Origin of the sequence: Neisseria sp. HMSC064D07 (genome assembly GCF_001837185.1) — a bacterium.
GTDB lineage: Bacteria > Pseudomonadota > Gammaproteobacteria > Burkholderiales > Neisseriaceae > Neisseria > Neisseria flavescens_C.
Map to the genome: position 1 here is coordinate 1 of NZ_KV831639.1, position 18,749 is coordinate 18,749.

Annotated in this window: 15 protein-coding genes and 3 tRNA genes; 6 read left to right on the forward strand and 12 right to left on the reverse strand. The window is 49.5% G+C overall.

Going from position 1 to position 18,749, the window contains the following annotated elements; all coding sequences use genetic code 11:
- Positions 1-68: 68 nt before the first annotated feature.
- The 3 genes from HMPREF2608_RS00035 to HMPREF2608_RS00045 all read right to left on the reverse strand — a co-directional run bounded on the left by HMPREF2608_RS00035 (position 69) and on the right by HMPREF2608_RS00045 (position 2,965).
- On the reverse strand, positions 69-1,424 hold the full coding sequence (locus HMPREF2608_RS00035; protein WP_036493871.1) for a PFL family protein: 1,356 nt from the start codon (positions 1,422-1,424) through the stop codon (positions 69-71).
- A gap of 15 nt (positions 1,425-1,439) precedes the next feature.
- Positions 1,440-1,712 carry an ACT domain-containing protein gene (locus HMPREF2608_RS00040; protein WP_003680574.1) on the reverse strand — a complete coding sequence of 91 codons (273 nt, stop codon included), beginning with the start codon at positions 1,710-1,712 and terminating at the stop codon, positions 1,440-1,442.
- A 107-nt stretch (positions 1,713-1,819) separates the two neighbouring features.
- Positions 1,820-2,965 (reverse strand): polyamine ABC transporter substrate-binding protein, encoded by a 1,146-nt coding sequence (locus tag HMPREF2608_RS00045; protein WP_070825543.1) that lies wholly within the window; start codon positions 2,963-2,965, stop codon positions 1,820-1,822.
- Between the two features lie 328 nt (positions 2,966-3,293).
- On the opposite strand from HMPREF2608_RS00045, the gene HMPREF2608_RS00055 reads away from it, so the two are divergent.
- Both HMPREF2608_RS00055 and parE read left to right on the forward strand, forming a co-directional pair.
- A complete protein-coding gene (locus tag HMPREF2608_RS00055) occupies positions 3,294-3,830 on the forward strand; it encodes an RNA pyrophosphohydrolase (protein WP_070825544.1) in 537 nt (178 codons plus the stop codon).
- Between the two features lie 68 nt (positions 3,831-3,898).
- Positions 3,899-5,884 carry a DNA topoisomerase IV subunit B gene (gene parE, locus HMPREF2608_RS00060; protein WP_070825545.1) on the forward strand — a complete coding sequence of 662 codons (1,986 nt, stop codon included), beginning with the start codon at positions 3,899-3,901 and terminating at the stop codon, positions 5,882-5,884.
- Between the two features lie 189 nt (positions 5,885-6,073).
- Here parE and HMPREF2608_RS00065 read toward each other — a convergent pair.
- The 4 genes from HMPREF2608_RS00065 to HMPREF2608_RS00080 form a co-directional block, all read right to left on the reverse strand.
- Positions 6,074-6,150 (reverse strand) — tRNA-Asp (locus tag HMPREF2608_RS00065).
- 32 nt (positions 6,151-6,182) lie between these two features.
- Positions 6,183-6,258, reverse strand: a tRNA-Val gene (locus tag HMPREF2608_RS00070).
- 125 nt (positions 6,259-6,383) lie between these two features.
- On the reverse strand, positions 6,384-6,977 hold the full coding sequence (ribA, locus tag HMPREF2608_RS00075) for a GTP cyclohydrolase II (RefSeq protein ID WP_003685106.1): 594 nt from the start codon (positions 6,975-6,977) through the stop codon (positions 6,384-6,386).
- On the reverse strand, positions 6,970-7,635 hold the full coding sequence (locus HMPREF2608_RS00080; protein ID WP_070825546.1) for a hypothetical protein: 666 nt from the start codon (positions 7,633-7,635) through the stop codon (positions 6,970-6,972). The genes ribA and HMPREF2608_RS00080 overlap by 8 nt, the downstream gene beginning before the upstream one ends.
- Before the next feature lie 161 nt (positions 7,636-7,796).
- Between HMPREF2608_RS00080 and HMPREF2608_RS00085 the strand changes: the two genes are divergently transcribed.
- Positions 7,797-7,881 (forward strand) — tRNA-Leu (locus HMPREF2608_RS00085).
- 163 nt (positions 7,882-8,044) lie between these two features.
- The gene (locus HMPREF2608_RS00090) at positions 8,045-9,385 is read left to right on the forward strand and encodes a DUF2868 domain-containing protein (RefSeq protein ID WP_070825547.1); all 1,341 of its coding nucleotides are present in this window, start codon (positions 8,045-8,047) and stop codon (positions 9,383-9,385) included.
- A gap of 73 nt (positions 9,386-9,458) precedes the next feature.
- Here HMPREF2608_RS00090 and HMPREF2608_RS00095 read toward each other — a convergent pair whose 3' ends face one another.
- The 3 genes from HMPREF2608_RS00095 to grpE all read right to left on the reverse strand — a co-directional run bounded on the left by HMPREF2608_RS00095 (position 9,459) and on the right by grpE (position 12,741).
- Positions 9,459-9,677 (reverse strand): hypothetical protein, encoded by a 219-nt coding sequence (locus tag HMPREF2608_RS00095; RefSeq protein WP_070825548.1) that lies wholly within the window; start codon positions 9,675-9,677, stop codon positions 9,459-9,461.
- Between the two features lie 267 nt (positions 9,678-9,944).
- A complete protein-coding gene (gene dnaK, locus HMPREF2608_RS00100) occupies positions 9,945-11,876 on the reverse strand; it encodes a molecular chaperone DnaK (protein ID WP_070825549.1) in 1,932 nt (643 codons plus the stop codon).
- 304 nt (positions 11,877-12,180) lie between these two features.
- Positions 12,181-12,741 (reverse strand): nucleotide exchange factor GrpE, encoded by a 561-nt coding sequence (gene grpE / locus HMPREF2608_RS00105; protein WP_070825550.1) that lies wholly within the window; start codon positions 12,739-12,741, stop codon positions 12,181-12,183.
- A 150-nt stretch (positions 12,742-12,891) separates the two neighbouring features.
- Between grpE and cysE the strand changes: the two genes are divergently transcribed.
- Positions 12,892-13,710, forward strand: coding sequence for a serine O-acetyltransferase (gene cysE, locus HMPREF2608_RS00110; RefSeq protein WP_070592110.1), 819 nt, complete (start codon positions 12,892-12,894; stop codon positions 13,708-13,710).
- 71 nt (positions 13,711-13,781) lie between these two features.
- On the opposite strand, the gene HMPREF2608_RS00115 is transcribed toward cysE, so the two are convergent.
- Positions 13,782-14,372: a tyrosine-protein phosphatase gene (locus tag HMPREF2608_RS00115; protein ID WP_070825551.1), complete on the reverse strand. Its 591-nt coding sequence runs from the start codon at positions 14,370-14,372 to the stop codon at positions 13,782-13,784.
- Between the two features lie 125 nt (positions 14,373-14,497).
- Here HMPREF2608_RS00115 and mnmC point away from each other — a divergent pair, with 125 nt between their 5' ends.
- Complete coding sequence (gene mnmC, locus HMPREF2608_RS00120) at positions 14,498-16,108, forward strand: FAD-dependent 5-carboxymethylaminomethyl-2-thiouridine(34) oxidoreductase MnmC1 (protein ID WP_070825552.1); 1,611 nt, start codon at positions 14,498-14,500, stop codon at positions 16,106-16,108.
- Between the two features lie 209 nt (positions 16,109-16,317).
- Here mnmC and HMPREF2608_RS00125 read toward each other — a convergent pair whose 3' ends face one another.
- The gene (locus HMPREF2608_RS00125; protein ID WP_070825553.1) at positions 16,318-18,735 is read right to left on the reverse strand and encodes a TonB-dependent hemoglobin/transferrin/lactoferrin family receptor; all 2,418 of its coding nucleotides are present in this window, start codon (positions 18,733-18,735) and stop codon (positions 16,318-16,320) included.
- Between the last annotated feature and the right edge of the window lie 14 nt (positions 18,736-18,749).

The window sequence follows — 18,749 nt, forward strand, 5'->3', positions numbered from 1 at the left end:
GAATTTTGCAAAGGTCTCAGGCCGTCTGAAAATCAATTTCAGACGGCCTTTTATGTTCATCAATCCAATCAGTTTTTCATTGATTGAACCGGAGCCGGGATTCTGCCGCCTCGGTTGACGAACACTTCGCATGAACCTTCTTTGACCGGCATTACAGGCGCGTAGCCCAATAGGCCACCGAACTCAACGCTGTCGCCGACGGTTTTGCCGGTTACCGGAATAATGCGCACGGCAGTAGTTTTGCTGTTGATCATGCCGATAGCGGCTTCGTCGGCAATGATGCCGGAAATGGTGTGCGCAGGCGTATCGCCGGGGACGGCAATCATGTCCAAACCAACGGAGCATACGGCGGTCATGGCTTCGAGTTTGTCCAGTGTCAGCACACCGGCTTCAGCAGCCGCAATCATGCCCTCGTCTTCCGAAACAGGGATAAATGCGCCGCTCAAACCGCCGACCGCGCTGGAAGCCATCATGCCGCCTTTTTTCACGGCATCATTCAGCAAGGCCAAAGCCGCTGTCGTGCCGTGCGTACCGCAGACGCTCAAACCCATTTCTTCAAGAATGCGCGCCACCGAGTCGCCGACGGCAGGGGTTGGTGCCAACGATAAATCGAGAATACCAAACGGGATATTCAACATTTTTGAGGCTTCGCGGCCGATAAGTTCGCCCACGCGGGTAATTTTGAAAGCGGTTTTCTTCACAACTTCCGCAACTTCGGTCAATGTCGTTGCATCTGAATTTTCCAACGCGGCTTTTACGACACCAGGGCCGGAAACGCCGACATTGATAACGGCATCCGCTTCGCCCGAACCATGAAACGCACCCGCCATAAACGGGTTGTCTTCTACTGCATTACAGAACACGACGATTTTGGCGCAACCGAAACCTTCGGGCGTGATTTCGGCCGTGCGTTTGATGGTTTCGCCTGCCAGCTTGACCGCATCCATATTGATACCGGCACGCGTGCTGCCGATATTGATGGAGCTGCACACGATATCGGTAGTCTTCATCGCTTCGGGAATGGAACGGATCAGCACTTCGTCCGAAGGCGACATGCCTTTTTGCACCAGCGCGGAAAAGCCGCCAATAAAGGACACGCCGATGGCTTTGGCAGCCTTATCCAAAGTTTGCGCCACGCTGACATAGGAATCGGCATGGGTGGCCGCGGCGATTTGGGCAATCGGCGTAACGGAAATACGCTGATTCACAATCGGTACGCCGTATTTGGCAGACAGATATTTTGCCGTCGCCACCAAGTCCTTACCGACTGTGGTGATTTTATTGTAAATATTTTGGTTCAACACATTGATATCGCTGCTGATGCAGTCGTGCAAATCAATGCCGATGGTAATGGTGCGCACGTCAAAATTCTGGTCGGCTACCATTTTGACGGTTTCTAAAATCTCGCCGGATTGAATACTCATGACTCTCCCTCCGACTTAAATACGGTGCATGGCTTGGAAAATTTCTTCGTTTTGCATACGAATATCAAGCGCGAGTTTTTTGCTCTCCTCCGCAAACAAATCCAAAACCTCTTGACGCGATTTGGTGCATTTTGAAGTATCCACCAAAATAATCATGGTAAAAAAATCGTCCATCAGCTGTTGGCTGATGTTGAGAATATTGATTTGGTTTTCCGCTAAAATTTTGGAAACGTCGTACACAATGCCCACACGGTCTTTACCGATGACGGTGATGACTGAATTGTTCATAACGCTGTTTCTCCTCATAGGATATTTGAAAAGTGTTGACAATTATAACACTCAGGCCGTCTGAAAAACTGTTTCAGACGGCCTGAGTATTCAAATTTCAATGTTAATTATCGTCCTGCTTTCAAAGCCTGCCACAGGCGAACGCTGAGTTTGCTCGCATCGGTTGACTTGGGAGAGACGATAAAGCTTTTTTCCATCAATTCTTTGCTTGGGAAAATCGATTCGTCAGAGGTATATTTTTCATCCATCAAATCACGCGCCGGACGGCTGGCCGGAGCATAAGTCACATAGTTGCCGTTTTTGGCCGCTGTTTCCGGATTGAGCGTGTGATTGATGTATTTGTGGGCATTGGCCACATTTTGCGCATCACGCGGAATCATCAGCGAATCCACCCAAATACCGACGCCGCTTTTCGGCGCCAATACTTCGACTTCGACGCCGTTTCCTGCTTCTTTGGCACGGGTTTTGGCAATATTGAGGTCGCCGCCATAGCCTACCGATACGCAAAGATTACCGGCAGCCATATCATCAATATAGCCCGACGAGGTAAAGCGTTTGATGTCGGGACGCACTTTTTTCATCATATCGACTGCGGCTTTGATGTCGTCAGGGTTTTCGCTGTTCGGATCTTTGCCCAAATAATGCAAAGCCAAAGGAATCTGCTCGATGGCGCTGTCGAAATAGCTGATGCCGCAGGATTTCAGTTTTTGGGTGTATTCAGGATTGAACACCAAATCCCATTCGTTTTCAGGCAGTTTGTCCGTACCCAAAGCCTTTTGAACCTGCTGCTTGTTAATCGCCAGCGTATTGATGCCCCAGAAATAAGGGACGGCATATTCGTTGCCCGGATCGACGGTTTCCATCATTTTCAACAAATCGGGATCGATATTGGCGTAATCGGGAATTTGCGATTTGTCGATTTTTTGATACGCGCCGGCTTTAATCTGACGGCCGACATTGGCAATAGAAGGCGCAACCAGGTCATAACCCGACTTGCCGGTCAGCAGCTTGGCTTCCAGCGCTTCGTTGCTGTCGTAGTAATCGTAGCGGACGTTGATATTCGTATTTTTTTCAAACGCAGACAGCGTGGCAGGATCGACATAATCCGACCAGTTGTAGATATTGAGTTTATCCGTTTGAGAGGAAGAAGTTTGAGTTTGAGATGCGGAAGATTCTGCGGCGGTTTCTTTTCCACCGCTACACGCAGTCAAGACGAGGCTCACGATTGCCGCCGCCATCAAAGATTTTTTCATGGTTTCAGACCTTTTGTTCGGGGGGTAAAAATATTGCAGCGGTGGCGGATGCCACTTACAAAAGGGAAACTGTGGGGGCGGCCGGCATGTGTCCTTTGCCCTTGATTCAGCAAGGTTTGCATTAAACGGCAAAAAGCTTTTGAATGCAAGACCTTAAAGCAGAAAAAAATTTCATTTTTCAGACGGCCTGAAGCTATGGTTTTATTCATAAACAACATTTTTTCAGAAACAGTCTCATGCCGTCTGGAAAAAACTGTGGGCTTATTCAGACGGCCTCAAGATTTGTCAAAACCGCCCAATTTGTGGGAAAATTGCACGATTGAATTTAATGAAGGGCGACCCCGTGTTAGACAGAGAAGGCTATCGCCCCAATGTCGGTATTATCCTGATTAACGAACGTAACGAAGTCTTTTGGGGCAAACGCGTACGCGAACATTCATGGCAGTTTCCGCAAGGCGGCATCAAGCCGGGCGAAAGTCCTGAGACCGCCATGTACCGCGAATTGTACGAAGAAGTCGGCCTGTTGCCGCAACACATCAAAATCGTTAGCCGTACGCGCGACTGGTTGCGTTATGACGTGCCCAGCCACTGGGTGCGCCGCGAATGGCGCGGTTCGTATCGCGGACAAAAACAGATTTGGTATCTTTTGCGTTTGGTCGGCCGCGACAGCGACGTCAACCTCCGCGCCTGCCACCATCCTGAGTTTGACGGCTGGCGCTGGCACCAATACTGGGCGCCGGTTGACGAAGTCATCGACTTCAAGCGTGGCGTGTATTTGGACGCATTGACCGAACTCTCCCGTTTCTTGCGCGGCATAGAAAGCTATGAAGACTTTATCCGGCGCAATCCAATAGAAAACCTATAATCCAAACGCTTTCAGGCCGTCTGAAAGCGTTGTTTTTCATCCTTTCAGACGGCCTTTACATTATTCCTATGGCTAAAAACAATCAATACAGCGAATCCAGCATTACCGTCCTCAAAGGCTTGGAGCCGGTCAAAGAACGTCCCGGCATGTACACCCGTACCGACAGCCCGACCCATATCTGTCAGGAAGTGATTGATAACGCGGCGGATGAAGCGTTGGGTGGTTTTGCGACTGCAATTGACGTGCAAATTCATGAAGACGGTTCTCTTTCCGTCCGTGATAACGGCCGCGGTATTCCCGTCGGCCTGCACCCTGAAGAAGGCGTACCCGTAGTCGAACTCGTGTTCACCCGTCTGCACGCAGGCGGCAAGTTCAACAAAAAAGACGGCGGCAGCGCGTATGCCTTTTCAGGCGGTCTGCACGGCGTCGGCGTATCTGTTACCAACGCCCTTTCCACCCGCCTTGAAGTAACGGTCAAACGCGAAGGCAAAGTCCACCGCATCGTCTTTTCCGGTGGCGACGTCATTGAGCCATTGACTGAAGTGGGCAAATGCGCCGTCAAAGACAGCGGTACCGAAGTGCGCGTGTGGCCGGACGGCAAATATTTTGAAAGCCCGAATTACAGCATTCCCGAACTCGAACGCCTGCTGCGCGCCAAAGCCGTATTATTGCCGGGCGTACGCGTTTCACTGACCCGCCCAGTCAAAGGCGAAGACGAAGCACACACCCAAACCTGGCACTATCCAGACGGCCTGAAAAGCTATTTGACCGATCTGATTGCCGACGCTCAGGAAGCCGTACCTATCTTCTCTTGTGAAAACTACATTTCAGACGGCCACAACGGCGATTTCAGCATTGGCGAAGGTGCCGCGTTTGCCCTGACTTGGCTGGAAGAAGGCTCGTGTGCCAACGAAAGCTACGTCAACCTGATTCCCACCCCTTTGGGCGGCACGCATGAAGCAGGCTTGAAACAAGCCGTGTTCAACGCCGTCAACAACTTCATCAATCTGCACAACCTCTTGCCGCGCGGCGTGAAAGTGCAAAGCGACGACGTGTTCGGCAAAACCGCCTTCGTCCTCTCCGCCCGAGTCCTCGACCCGCAGTTCCAAGGTCAAACCAAAGACAAGCTGACCAACCGCGACGCGCTGAAACTCGTTGCCACCGTATCGGGCGACCCTTTGGAATTGTGGCTGAACCAAAACGTGGACTACGGCAAAAAAATCGCCGAACTCGCCATCCGTCAGGCACAAGCACGGATGCGTTCGGTTAAAAAAATTGAAAAGAAAAAAGGCAGCGGCGTCGCTGTCTTACCCGGTAAGCTGACCGACTGCGAAAGCGAAGACATCCGCGAAAACGAACTCTTCCTCGTCGAAGGCGATTCCGCCGGCGGCTCCGCCAAACTCGCCCGCGACAAAGCCACACAAGCCATCCTGCCCCTGCGCGGCAAAGTGCTCAACAGCTTTGAAGTCCACCCAGACCAACTCTTCGGTAACGCCGAAATCCATGATATTTCCGTCGCCATCGGCGTTGATCCACATGGAATCAATGACAATCCCGACTTAAGCGGCCTGCGCTACGGCAAAATCGCCATCCTGTCCGATGCTGACGTGGACGGTTCGCATATTCAAGTTTTGCTGTTGACCCTGTTCTACCGCCACTTCCCGAAACTGGTTGCCGACGGACACATCTACGTCGCCCAGCCTCCGCTATTCCGCGTCGATGTCAACGCACAAGGCAAAAGCAAACCCGCCCGCAAATTCTACGCCCTCGATCAAAACGAACTCGACAGCATTTTGGAGCGACTGCAAAAAGAAGGCGTTAAAGAAACTGCTTATTCCATCAGCCGTTTCAAAGGCTTGGGCGAGATGAACCCCGACCAGCTCAAAGACACCACCATGCACCCCGACACCCGCCGCCTGTTGCAAGTGCAAATCCCAGAAGGCGCGGATGACGAAACACGCGACATCTTCGTCAAACTAATGGGCAAAGGCGAAGCCGCCGCCCGCCGCGCATGGATGGAAAAAGAAGGCGATACGGCAGAATTGGATATTTAATCCATTGTTTCAATAGACTAAAGGCCGTCTGAAACTTTCAAAGTTTCAGACGGCCTTTTTTCAATCATCAGAAATTAAGATTAAACAGTATTTCAATATCCTGTTACTTACCTGTTTCTATTTTCGCAGTTTAATAGTGTCTTTAAGAAAAATAAAAAAGCACTAATATTATCAGTGCTTTTTAAATAATGGCGCGGCGGACGGGGCTCGAACCCGCGACCCCCGGCGTGACAGGCCGGTACTCTAACCAACTGAGCTACCACCGCGCATCCACTGTCAAAGACAATGAAAGGAAACTTGGTGGGTGATGACGGAGTCGAACCGCCGACATTCTGCTTGTAAGGCAGACGCTCTACCAACTGAGCTAATCACCCGATAAGCCGACATTAAATCAAAAAATCAGGCTACGCGCAAGGTTTTTATTTAAATAAAAATATATCCCATTGAAAGAATATAGAATATTTTATTTAAACGCAAAAATTACCGTTATGCCTATCCATCAATCAAAAATCAAATGTCCCAATTTATCCGCTTTAGTATGCAGATAACGTTCATTTTCCACATTTTCGCCGACATGTAATGCAATCCGTTCGACCACATTAATGCCGGAATCTTTCAACGTTTGGATTTTTTCAGGATTATTGGTCAACAATCTGACCTCCCGAATATGCAGATAATCATAAATCTGCTTGGCCAAAGTAAAGTCGCGCGCATCAACAGGAAGGCCGAGCGCTACATTGGCCTCAACCGTATCCAAGCCTTGGTCTTGCAGTCGATAAGCACGGATTTTGTTTATCAAACCAATGCCCCTGCCTTCTTGGCGCAAATATACGATAACGCCACGCCCTTCTTTCTGAACGGCCTGCATCGCCGCTTGCAACTGAGGGCCGCAATCACATTTCACCGAAAATAAAGCGTCACCGGTCAAACACTCGGAATGAATACGCGACAACACAGGCAGGCCGTCTGAAACATCGCCCATCGTCAATGCGACATGTTCCTGCCCGCCCTCTTCTTCGAAGCCGTGCATGGTAAATTCGCCCCATTCCGTAGGCAAACGGCATGACGCGACAAACTTCAACGCGTTACTCATTTTCCGCTTCCTCGTTTTCAGCTACGCCCAAGAGGTTTTTCAAAGGTTCTGCCAAGGCTAATGCAAGGGCAATCCAGGCCACCAACACTTCGTCAGGCGCACCGTCCTTGACATCAAATTCAGCATATACCACGCCTAAAACCGCACCGCTGGGCATACAGACAGGAACAGAAATCTGACTCAAACCGGGATGATTGCGTTCGGCCGACAATTCACCAATTTCCTGCCAATACGCCACATTCTGACAAACATTCATCCAGCCGCTTTGCGCCGTACGCACAGCCAAAAAAGCCTGTCCGGCCTGCTCGTCGATTGGAATCACATTTTCCAACGGCATGCCCCAACGGCTCAGTCGAACCAGCGACAACGCACCATCTTTTGGAAACGCTGTATAAACTGCTGCGCTTTTCAAATGCTCGGTGCGCTCGGCAACCGAATCCAAAGCCATAAAAATCTGTTTCAGCAACAATTCATGTTCGGCATCAACATAATCCGCCAACTGCCAACCGTCTTCAGACGGCCACAAAATCGAACGCTCAACCGAAGCATTGCCCATTTTAATCACAGCTTGGGCAGTCAAATAAGCAACATGTATCTCATCCGCAGGCAACTTCAAACCTTGCGTCTGCAAAAAATCTTTAATCAATAAAGCAGGCATCAGCCCTTCCTCACCAAATGGAAAGTTGAGGCCGTCTGAAAACAAACCCTGCTTTCAGACGGCCAGAATAAACCATTATATAAGGGATAAGCCGAAAAATTCAAGCAAACAAGACTTTGCACCCCCATTAATCTTGTGTATAATCCACGGTTCAAATTAGTGCGGACGTGGCGAAATTGGTAGACGCACCAGATTTAGGTTCTGGCGCCGAGAGGTGTGAGAGTTCGAGTCTCTCCGTCCGCACCACACTCAAAATGAGCAGCTTTCGGGCTGCTTTTTTTACATCTATTCCACTATATACCCTATTCAAAATCAAAACTGCTTTTAATTTTTTGACCTTTGCAAAAGAGGGGTTTATTTGGGGGTATAACAGACGTTTCCATTTTATCTTTCAGACGGCCTATCATTTATGTTGAATCCATCGCAAAAACTTGTCGAATTAGTCCGTATCCTTGAAGAACGTGCCTATATTTTTCCGGGAGATCCTGTGCAGGCGACGGAAGCGTTGCGACATATTGATGGCGGCAACGAGGAAAAACTGATACGCCGTGCCCAAATTATCGACCGCGACCAGCATTTGAAATATGTGCTGCAACAGGTGGAGACAGGCTCGTTTTGGCTTTGGATTGTTGCGGCGACGTTGTTGTTTACGGTCGGTTTTTCCAGCACTTATCTGTTGATGGACAATCAGGGGCTGAACTTTTTTCTGGTATTGGCCGGGATTTTGGGCATGAATACAGTCATGCTGCTGGTGTGGCTGGCGACTTTATTCCTGCGTTTGAAAAATGTGCACTTTATCAGCAGTCCGACAACTTGGTTCCGAGGTAAAGACCCGGTCAATCAGGCAATTTTGCGGCTTTATGTGGATGAATGGCGCAAACCGCAAACGCGTTGGCTGATTGGTGCAACTTCACACGGCCTGTGGCTTTGCACGCTGTCGGGAATGTTGATTTCTGTTTTGCTGCTGCTTTTGGTGCGTCAATATACGTTCAACTGGGAAAGTACGCTTTTAAGCAATACGGCATTGGTGAAAACAATTGAAGCTTTGTCATGGCTGCCGGAACGTTTGGGCTTTCCTGTTCCCGACAGTCAGGCCGTAATTGCAGGCCGTCTGAACAATCATATCGAAGATGCACGCGCTTGGGCGGGTTTACTCATCGGCAGCATTATCTGCTATGGCATTCTGCCGCGCTTGCTTGCTTGGCTGGCTTGCAAAATTACTTTAAAAACCCTGCGCGAATGTTTGGATTTGAATCAGCCCTACTATCAAAACATCCTTCGCACATGGCAAACGAAGATTGTTGATGACGATGATTTTCACGAAAACATCGTTCCCGTTTCATCCAAAATTACGCTGAATAATGCGCCCAAATGGGCTGTTACACTGGAAACGAAATGGCCTGATCCGCTTTGGTTTTCCGGCGTTTTGGCGCAAGAATGGATAGATAAAGGCGTTGCCGCCGGCAGAAAAGATTTGGAACAATTGGAAGCCGAATTGAAACAAACTCCAGCGCAACTTCTCATCGGCGTACGCACGCAAACTGTTCCCGATCGCGGCATTTTGCGTCAAATCAGCCGTTTGGCCGAAGCTACGGACGGCGGCGTTATCATTCAGCTTTTGAATCAAGACAGTTTCTCTGAAGATTTGGATACCAAACTGGATTATTGGCGCGATGCGCTGGCAGAAAGAAACATTGCCTGGCTGGAGCCGACCCGTTTGGCACAAGAAAAACGGCAAAGCTCTATTTGACAGATAAATCGAAGGCCGTCTGAAACCTGATGTTTGGGTTTCAGACGGCCTTATTTATTGTTGAGGATTCATCTTAATGATGGTCGTGGCGATGCTCTTGATGATGTTTGGGCTTGGCTGCGTGGTGTTTGGCTTTAGGTGCAGTTTTTTTCATTTTTTGCAGTTTGGCTTTTTTGTGCATACGCTCTTGTTTCGGATGCATTTCGTGTTTGCCGTGTGCAGAAGCGACCGGAGCCAATACCAAACCGGCAGCCGCAACCATCAAAGAGGTCATTTGAATCAATTTTTTCATATTTATCTTCTTTCAAGTGGTTGATTTGAGGTAAAAATAAGGATTTATTCGCACTCAAGCGATGGACAAATATTAATGGCTTTGACTGTCAGCTGCTATCAGTATTCGGCGAAATCTGTTCAAAATTCGGCAATAGAAGTATGGCAACACAATGATGTAGCAAGCTTTTGAAAGTTTACCGTCAGTTTTGACAAAGCGTCTTTACACATTTCCCAAACGACAAAAAGCGCGAATCTTTCGATTCGCGCTTTTTTCAGACGGCATCAATTATTTTTTGTCGTCTTTTACTTCTTCAAAGTCGGCATCTACCACGTCATCGTCTTTCTTGGCGGAAGACGGTTCGGCTTGTGCGCTTTCGCCTGCTTGGGCTTCAGCTTGTGCTTGAGCGTAAACCATTTCGCCCAATTTTTGGCTGGCTGCACCCAAAGCTTCGGCCTTGGCATCGATAGCGGCTTTGTCGTCGCCTTTAACTGCTTCTTCAGCTTCTTTCAACGCAGCTTCGATTTTTTCTTTCTCTGCAGCATCGAGTTTGTCGCCGTAGTCAGCCAGAGATTTTTTCACAGAGTGAATCAGGGCTTCGGCTTGGTTGCGGGAAGCGACCAATTCAGTCAGTTTTTTATCTTCTTCAGCGTTGGCTTCGGCATCTTTCACCATGCGTTCGATTTCTTCTTCGCTCAAACCTGAAGAGCCTTGGATGGTGATGTTGGCCGCTTTGCCTGTACCTTTGTCTTTGGCGGAAACGTGCAAGATACCGTTGGCGTCAATGTCAAAAGTAACCTCAATTTGTGGCATACCGCGTGGTGCAGGTGCGATGTCGGTCAAGTTGAACTGACCCAAAGATTTGTTGGCAGAAGCGCGTTCGCGTTCGCCTTGCAGTACGTGGATGGTCACTGCGCTTTGGTTGTCTTCGGCAGTAGAGAACACTTGAGACGCTTTAGTCGGAATAGTAGTGTTCTTTTGAATCAGCTTGGTCATCACACCGCCCATGGTTTCGATACCCAAAGACAGAGGAGTTACGTCCAGCAGCAATACGTCGCTACGGCCGCCGCTCAATACTTCGCCTTGAATCGCTGCACCTACGGCAACAGCTTCGTCAGGGTTCACGTCTTTACGAGGCTCTTTACCGAAGAAGGCTTTAACGGCTTCTTGTACTTTCGGCATACGGCTTTGACCACCAACCAAAATCACGTCGTCGATATCGCTGGTGCTCAAGCCGGCATCTTTCAATGCGATTTTGCAAGGCTCGATAGAACGTTGGATCAAATCTTCAACCAGGCTTTCGAATTTGGCACGGGTAATTTTCATGGCCAAGTGTTTCGGACCGGTTGCATCCATAGTGATGTATGGCAGGTTGATTTCAGTTTGCTGACCGCTGGACAATTCGATTTTGGCTTTTTCAGCAGCTTCTTTCAGACGTTGCAGAGCCATTACGTCTTGTTTCAAATCAATGCCTTGTTCTTTTTTGAATTCGTCAATGATGTAGTCGATCAAGCGTTGGTCGAAGTCTTCACCGCCCAAGAAAGTATCGCCGTTGGTAGCCAATACTTCGAATTGTTTGTCGCCGTCGAGGTTGGCGATTTCGATGATGGAAATATCGAAAGTGCCGCCACCCAAGTCATATACGGCTACTTTGCGGTCTTTGTTGTCGCCTTTGTCCATACCGAATGCCAAAGCGGCAGCGGTTGGTTCGTTGATGATACGTTTTACTTCCAAACCTGCGATGCGGCCTGCGTCTTTGGTAGCTTGACGTTGGCTGTCGTTGAAGTAGGCCGGAACGGTAATCACGGCTTCGGTGACTTTTTCGCCCAAGTAAGCTTCGGCTGCTTCTTTCATTTTACGCAAAACTTCTGCGGAAATTTGAGGAGGAGACAGCTCTTTACCTTGCGCTTTCACCCATGCGTCGCCGTTGCTGGCTTTGATAATTTCGAAAGGCATAGATTCGATGTCGCGTTGAACTTCTTTGTCTTCAAATTTGTGGCCGATCAAACGTTTGGCGGCGTAAATAGTGTTTTTAGCGTTGGTTACCGCTTGGCGTTTTGCAGGCGCGCCGACGAGGATTTCGCCGCCGTCCAAATAAGCGATAACGGAAGGAGTGGTGCGTGCACCTTCTGCATTTTCGATCACTTTGGTTTGACCGTTTTCAGAAATGGCCAAACAAGAGTTGGTTGTACCTAAGTCAATACCGATTACTTTTGCCATATTATGTTGCTCCTAATAAATAAACTTTTCTAAATTAATAATCCTGTGGAACATTTCGTTCCGATGGCTTGTAAATAAGGTTGCTTCATTTTTTTTCAAGGCTTAATTTGAATTTTTTTTTAAATTAAATTCAAGTACTTGATTTATTTATCCACAAGCCGTTTATTCTTTTTCCAGACAGCCGGTTTTAATTTTCCGATTCCGGTTTATCGGAATGATTTTCTAATAGCGGAATATCGGGTTTTGAAACCGGATAAGGCCGTCTGAAGATTTTATGCTTGATAAACTTTATCAAGCGGTGCCTTCAATCTTCTTTTTTCGCCACGACAACCATCGCAGGACGCAGCACGCGGTCAGATAGTGTGTAGCCTTTTTTCATCACACTGACGATGGTATTCGGCTCTTGCTCGCTGACGACTGCCTGCATCGCTTGATGTTGGTGCGGATCGAGTTTGTCACCCGGCTGTGGGTTGATTTCTTTAATGTGTGTGGCATCAAATGCTTTTTGCAGCTCGTTCAAAGTCATTTGCACGCCCATTTTCAGGGCATCGAAATTACCGCTTTGGTCGAGCAGCGCCATTTCAAGATAGTCTTTGACAGGCAGCATTTCGGCCGCAAATTTTTGTCCGGCGAATTTATGGGTATCGGCAATTTCTTGCTGATGGCGGCGGCGCAGGTTTTGCTCGTTTGCCAAACCGCGCAGCTCACTGTCTTTGAGTTGGCCTTCCAACTCGGTGACACGCGCCTGAAGCTCTTCGTAAGTCGGTTCTGCTTGTTCGGTTTCAACGGTTTCGGCAGTCTCTACGGCTGCCGCTTCCTCGGCTTCGTTTTGGTGTTGTTCGTTACGATCCGTCATTTCTGACATCCTTTTAGAGTGTTAGCATTCAATAATCCATATATAAGGCCGTCTGAAAAAACTTCAAGCATTTGAACGTCGATTATCAAATGCCTTGTTAAAAGACGTTGGAAAACGGTAAGATAGCCATCTGATTTTATTCTTCAGACGGCCTCGAATATGAAAAAAGACCATTTGAATTCAACTGATTTTAATCTGTGGCACACCATCCGCGAAGAAACCGAAGCCGCAGCCGCAGCCGAACCGATGCTGGCGAGCTTCCTACATCAAACCGTGTTGCGCCACGATTCGCTCGATTCGGTACTTGCCTACCATCTTTCCAGCAAGCTCGGCAGTCCGATTATGGATGTACGCGCGCTGTTTGAAATTTATCAGCAGGCTTTGAGCGTGGACACCCGCATCAGCAAATGCGTCGAGGCCGACTTGAAAGCCATTTATGAGCGCGACCCGGCTTGTGATGAATATTCGCTGCCGCTGTTGTATTTCAAAGGTTTCCACGCCGTACAGGCACACCGCATCAACCACTGGCTCTATCAAAACGGCCGTAAAACGCTGGCGTATTTCCTGCAAAACCGCATGTCGGAAGTCTTCGGTGTCGATATCCACCCGGCCGCCCGTTTCGGTCACGGCCTGATGCTCGACCATGCCACCGGTTTTGTGGCCGGCGAAACCGCCGTCTTGGGCAACAATATTTCCATCCTCCACGGCGTAACGCTGGGCGGTTCGGGCAAAGAAAGCGGCGACCGCCACCCGAAAATCGGCAATGGCGTGATGATTGGTGCGAATGCCTCAATTTTGGGCAACATCCGCATCGGCGAAAACGCCAAAATCGGCGCAGGCAGCGTGGTGGTTGCCGATGTACCGTCTTCGATTACCGTTGTCGGCGTACCGGCCAAACCGGTTGGCCGCTCGTCCAAAACCCCGTCTGCCGATATGGATCAAAACATTCAATTATCGACTACGGATTTTGTGATTTAAGCAATCTGCCATTTAAAAGGCCGTCTGAAAACAAATCTTTCAGACGGCCTTTTATCATTTAAATCTTGGTGTTAACCACGTTTGCGCAAGGCTTCCAAGTGCGTTTTAACCTGCTTGACTTTCTCTTCGGTAAACAGGTTGGCAATGTTTTTCCAAATGCTGTGATAACCGTAAGGCCCGTGTTGCATTTCGGCTTTTGCCTCTTCCACCGGCCAGCCTTGATAGATGATGCGGTACATTCCGGCAATCAAACCGGTACGGTCTGCGCCATGATAACAATGGATAAGCACTGCGCCGTTTTGCTGTTGTTTTTCAATCAGGTATAGGATTTCCGCAATTTCTTTCGGCTTAATGCTCCATGACAGCAACGGACGGTTTAGCAAGGTTAAACCATACGCCTTCAAATGGTCGTCATCGTTGCGGTCGAAAAAGCGCAGGTTGATCACGCTTTGAATGCCCAGCTTGACGATAGCTTCCCCATCTTCGGCAACAGGCTGCTCGCTGCGGTAAAGCTTGTCGTCGATGCGATAAAGGTTGGCATCGTGTTTGACGGGCGTTGCCCAGCGTTCGGACTGAACGACTTTGCTGCCGTTATCCGTCGGTGCGGACGAACAAGCGATGGGCAAGCCGGAAGCGAGAAGGCACAATAAAAGACGGCGCATAAAATTCCTGTATGAAAATCAATTAAAAATCAAAATATCATGCGATTCTATCAAAACCCGTTCGGATATTCTATCCGCGCAAACCGCGTTACAATAAAGCCTCTTTTTTCAGACGGCCTTTCATCATGACCTGCCTTGCTTGGAACACCACGCCTTCCCTTGCTACCCTTTGCCGCGCCATCGAACAACATACCGCGCCGCTTTATTTGATTGTCTGTCTGCCTGAAAACCATATTCCCGATTTTCCGCTGCCAAATCATCCCTCCGAGCTTGAAGGCCGTCTGAACAACCGTCTCGCTCAAGCCATGAAATGCCTTCAGTTCAACAGCGTCAATGTTTTGGAAAACCTCTTGCCTGATGTGCATCTCTGGCTGGTTCCGCCACACCGCGCCGACCGCTTACACGAACATTTCCATCATATCGAATGGCAAACCGAAGCCATGCCCCAATCCGTCCCAACTCCCCTAAAACCTTGGTTCAGACGGCCTGAACATCAAGCCGCGCCCGAACACGTCCTGATTATCGGCGCAGGCATTGCCGGCGCGGCAACCGCGCGTAAACTGGCTGAACACGGCGTACGCGTTACGGTTTTGGAAGCAGGCAAAGCGGCGCAGGCAGGCAGCGGCAACCGCCAAGGCTTGCTCTACGCCAAAATATCGCCACACGATACCGAACAAACCGAGCTGTTGCTGACAGGCTACGGCTACACGCGCCGATTGTTGGAAGACTTGCTGCCTGATTCCGACGTATGGGGCGGCGACGGCGTATTGCATTTAAATTTTGACGGCAGCGAACGCAAACGCAATCAGGCCTTGGGTTTGCAACACCAGCATAAACACCTCTACCGCAGCGTATCTGCCGAAGAGGCTGCGCACATTGCAGGCATAGACGTATTTTCAGACGGCCTTTATTGGCCGCAAGGCGTATGGCTGAATCCGCCCGCCGTCGTGCATACCTTATTGAATCATCCGCTGATTGAGTTGCACGAACACTCGCCGCTGACTGCCGTATCGCATGACGGCACACAATGGACGGCACACACGCCAAACGCGCATTTCAATGCCAGCCATATCGTTTACTGTATGGGCGCGCACAGCCCGACTGCCGCCGACACCAACGTCTCCGCCCTGCCTTTCCGCCAAATTCGTGGACAAACCGGCGTTGTACCTGCCAGCCCGTTTTCACAAAAACTGCATTGTGCCATTTCCGGCGAAAGCTACATCAGCCCGAGCTGGCAAGGCCGCCACTGCTACGGCGCGACATTTATCCTCAACAGCAACGATGAAACTTGGTATCCAAACGAAGAAATCGACAACCGTGCCGCCCTTCAACAACTCAATCTGCCATTGGCACAATCCCTGTTTGATCAAGATTCGTTTTCAGACGGCCTTCACGATACACAAGGCCATGCCGCCCTGCGTTGCGACAGCCTCGACCACTTGCCCGTTGTCGGCGCACTCGGCGACATCGCCGCCATGCAGTCCGCCTACGCCAAGCTGGCATTGGACAAAAACTACCGCCTCGACAGTATCCCCTGCCCTTACCTGCCCAATGCCTACATCAATACGGCACACGGCACGCGTGGCCTGGCGACAGCCCCCATCTGCGCCGCCACCATTGCAGCCGAAATACTCGGCTTGCCGCATCCGCTATCGCAAAGGCTGAGAACCGCGCTACACCCCAACCGCGCCATCATCCGCGCGATTGTTCGGCAGCAGCCGTTGTTATCCGTTTAAAGATTTCGTTTTAAATAAAAAAGGCCGTCTGAAAGTCATCAAAACTTTCAGACGGCCTTTAGCTATCCGTCAACTGCTTAGAATTTCCATTCCAGCGATACAGCGTAATTGCGGCCTGGGGCGCGGTAGCGGTCTAAGCCTTTGCCATCGCGGTCAACGCCGTTGGTGGTGCTGTAGCTGTACAGGCCTTCCTTTTTGTTCTAATTACCTTAGAACTTAGCCTCAAGTGTAAAGTTGTAACTTCTTCCTGGTGAAGAGAAACGCTCTATACCTGCATGTGTCTTATTATCGACACGATTAACTGTACCAAATTCACGGATACTACGTAGAGATTCCCAAGTGTAATATTTTTTGTTACCGATGTTATAAGCACCAGCACGCACAGTGAAGTATTTGCCCAAATTGACGTAACCTGTCAGATCGAAAAGCGTATAGGCTTTGCTGTGCTTGGCAAATGGCCATGGGTTGTTCAAATCATCACTGCTGTGAACGGTGTCAGACGGTTTTTTAGCTGCGGTGTGTGTCAGGTACGCATTGATACCCCAGCGTTTGGAGGGAGCATCGTAGCCCAAATTGTAAACGGCAGACCACGGGGAAAGGGCGTTAATCGGGGTTTCCTGTCCGTTGGTTTGTTTGGCTTTGCCTTTGATGTAGCTGACATTAACACCTGCGTGCGTGCCTTGCGGCAAACCGATGCTGTCAAGGTTCCATGTGCCGTTAAATTCCAAACCTTTCACCCATGCGGAGGAACGGTTTTGGTTTTGCCAAACGGGTGAGCTGACCAATGCAGTACCGTCGGAAATCGGCGCGTAATTAGGGCTGTTGGGATTATCGGAAGATACGCCCATATAGGTCAGTTCGATAAAATTACGGTAGCGGGTTTGGAAACCGGAGAATTTAAAGTTTCCTGCTTTGCCGCTGCCGGCAAGTCCCAGCTCGAAGTTTTTGGCGGTCTCTGCCTTCAGGTTAGGGTTGGCTTTAAGGTAAAAGTCAGGATGCGGGAACAATAGCCAGGTTTCGTCCGAAGTCGGCGCGCGGAAGCCTGTACTGTATTTCGCCAGAAGATTCAAATGTGGCGTAAATTTCCAGTCTAATCCTAAGCCGTAGCTGAAACCGCTGTGTTTACGCTCGCTGCCAAGATAGGGGATTTGACCGCGAATGGCAGGGGTATAGTTGGGGTTGTCCTTGGCTTTGCTGCTGCTGTTGTCGTAGCGAAGCCCGGCATTGAGGCGGTATTGGCTGCTGTCGCCGAATTGGAAGGTGTTGTTCCAGTAGGCAAAACGGTTTTTGGACGAGCTTTCGACCAGCATAGTCAATTCTTGGTTGTTGGACGTTTGGTATTTCGGGTCATATAGGCGTACCCAATAGCTATGGTCGCTATTACCGTTATCGTTTTTGGAGCCACCTAATCCGTATTGCATTGCCCATACCGATTTGGAGAAGTCGATTTGTTTTTCGGCATCGGCACCGAATTGGGTATTTTTTTGACGGATGTTGCGGAACATATGGTACACGTCGCTGTTGACACCGTTACGGCCATAATCCGTCGGCAAGTCCCAGGTCCAAGTGCTCATGTCGATGGTTTGACGGTCGTAACGCAGGTTGAGGTTGTCCCATGGTCCTTTGTCAAGTTGGTTTTTGTATTCGAAACCGATGCGTTTGCGGTAGGAAATATCTTGACGGGAACGGGTGTCGCCCAGTGCGTCGCCTTTCCAGTCTGCCGCCCACATATTGGACAATTCAATCGTCGTGCGGTCGGTGCGTGAATCTTCGTAAATCCAGCCGATACGGTTTTTATCGTTGAAGTTGTAACCCAGTTTGAACAGGGTGCTTTTGTTTTCCCAGTCTTGAGGGTCAGGTTTGCTGCGCGCTACACCGCGGCTGCCGTAGTTGGTCATACCAGCATTCGGACTCCAGCTTTGTTTGTTGTCAGTGATGACGGTATCGGCAGCGTCGCTGTTGTTTTTGGTTTCTTTACCGAAACGGCGGGTGTAGACCATCAATGCGTCCAGACCCAACCAGGTTCCTGCGGCGGTTATGCTGCTGAATTTTTGGCTGTTGCGTCCGATATAGCCACCTTTAATACCTAAGTGGTAGGGCTTTTCTTCGGAAACATAGTCACTTGCAGATTTGGTTTTATAGTTAACTGCACCACCCAATGCGCCGCTGCCGGATTTGAGCGAATCCGCGCCTTTGTTAAGGGTTACTTCCGAAAAGTTTTCGGGTTCGGAAGTGTTGCGGTTTGCATTGAAGTTGCCGTATGCACCGAACAACTCTTGAAACGCTTCAGACGACCTGCTTTCTGCTTGTGCCAGTCCGTCCACGTTGATGGCAACGCGGTCTTTATCGACACCGCGTATGGTAAAACCGTTAGAACCTGAGCGTCCGCCTTCAACGACGCTGATGCCCGGATCGTAACGCACCAAGTCGCTTTCATCGGAGACCATTTGTTTATCCAAAGCCTGACGGCGGATTTTCTCTTCACCGAGTTTTTGTACTTTGCGGCCGCCAATGACTTTGACTTCATTCAACTCCTGATAAGCTTGAGGAATAGGATCGGCCGCTAAGGCAGGGAAAGTTTGGCTGACAATAGCTGCCAGCAGTACAGGTTTAAAATGGAAGGACATTTTTTGCCTCTTAA